At 49.7% G+C, this 1,926-nt stretch carries 1 protein-coding gene; it reads left to right on the plus strand.

The window, feature by feature from the left end:
* The first annotated feature begins 383 nt into the window (after nt 1-383).
* Nucleotides 384-1,598 (plus strand): hypothetical protein, encoded by a 1,215-nt coding sequence (locus tag HRU21_13200; GenBank protein ID NRA43244.1) that lies wholly within the window; start codon nt 384-386, stop codon nt 1,596-1,598.
* The last annotated feature ends 328 nt before the right edge of the window (nt 1,599-1,926 follow it).

The following is a 1,926-nucleotide window of genomic DNA, read 5'->3' on the forward strand; positions in this document are numbered from 1 at the left end:
GTTCGATAGCGACGGCAATCATTGAGAACGGTTTCAGTGGTTCTGGAGATCAATCGTAATGCGGACAAGGGATTGATCACAACGCGGTTGCCTCCCGCGTTGCGAACCTTCGGGCGCCGCCGCTTCACTTTAGCGTCCAAACTCTGCTGAGCGCAGAGTTTGTCGAACCAAGTGGCCCGGCATCCCGGTCCGAACCGGGTCCGAGCTATCTGCCGCAATAGAAAAGGGCCACCCTTTCGGATGGCCCTCTTATGTTTATGGCGGAGAGCGAGGGACTATATACGCTATCCAATATATCCAGCATTTATAGGGTTTCATGTTGTTTTTGTGTCTAATTATTGAGTAGACTCACCAATGTAATAGACACATATAGAGCCGACGCCATGCCCAGCAACCTCATCCTTCGGAACAATAAATACTCCGTCACGCTCCTAGTCCCAGAAGATGTACGCCCTATTCTAAAAAAGAATCGTCTATCCAAGGCGCTTAACACCTCTGAGTTGAAGGTGGCCGAAGTACGGAAATTGCCCTACCTCGCTGAATGGAAACAGTTGATCTTGGACGCTAGAAGCCAACCCGACAAAGTGGCGCAACAAGTGTACGAAGCAGGTATTGAAAGCAGAGCAGAGGCAGCGGCTGGAATCTACGCTTCCCCAGAAGACGGCATAACTCACGCAGAGGCGTGGCTCGACAGTTTCATATATGACCTCAAACCCTCTGAGCAAAAATACTACAGTGAATTATTTGCCGGGCGGGAGGGATTGCCGTTGATCACGTTTCAGCAAGAGTGGCTAACGGAGGAATATGGAAACAGCCCATCACGCACACGCACAGAAGCAAAGCTAGCCCTTAAAGTAATGCTTCCGTACATACCCACCTTGGCCGAGTTCTCCCCACAGAATGCTCAACGCTGGCTCAATGAGGAAACAAGAGCACAGAAAACTTGTAGCAAAACCGCGTCATTCCTTTCCTCTTACTTTCGGTTTTTAGTGCGAATGGAATATATACCCGCCGGGGTGAATCCCTTCGCAGCTGGCCAACTTGTCTATCCAAAAAGACTCACGAAGAAGAGAAGCTGGGTGGCCTATACAGACGACGAAATGCAGGAAGTGATGAGGGTGTTGGAAGAGCACCAGCACGAAGAACTCACATTGCTGTTTGATGTGGCTAGGTATTCAGCAATGCGGATAGCCGAATGTTGTCGGGCGAAGAAAGAGCAACGTGAAGGGGTTTCAGGGATTGTATTAACGGAAGCCAAGACGGAAGCAGGGGTCCGTTGGGTGCCGATAGATGAAGATAGGCTGGCTCTGTGGCCGGATGAGCTAGAGCTTAATGAGAATGCGCTAGGGAAACGATTTGGCAGAGTGGCGAAGGAAATAGGTACAGATCGCCATGTATTCCACAGCATAAGGAAATGGTGTGCTACCAAGCTAGAACAGGCAGGAGTCTCAGAAGGAATAGCAGCCGACTTTTTAGGGCACGAGAAGCAGACTATGAGTTATGGGCTCTACAGTGCTGGTAGCTCTGTCGAGCAATTGTGCCTAGCCCGAGACGCACTGACAGCCGCTAATAAGAAGCTAGAGAAATTGCCGACGTGAGCTTGTGACGTGGGCTGAAACCCAGGGCCATGACTAAACCCAAACAACTAGGAAAACGTGAAGCGTGGCTACTCCGAGTAAAGAAATAGTAGGACAAATGAGGCACAAAGCTCGGGGCATAGAATTCACAAGACGTGACGCTTACGATTCGACGCGGCGTTTATTTACCTCCGGCTTGCCTTGTTAAGCTGACTCATGATTGACCCAGCTTATGGAATATTTTTCACTTTCTATAGCAGTGACTGCCTCCTTGCCTACACCTAAAAAGCCCACATCTATAGGGTTCAATGCTCGTGGATTGTGCACGATAATGTATCCACTACCGTGT

Source organism: Pseudomonadales bacterium (assembly GCA_013215025.1).
Taxonomy (GTDB): Bacteria; Pseudomonadota; Gammaproteobacteria; order Pseudomonadales; family DT-91; genus DT-91.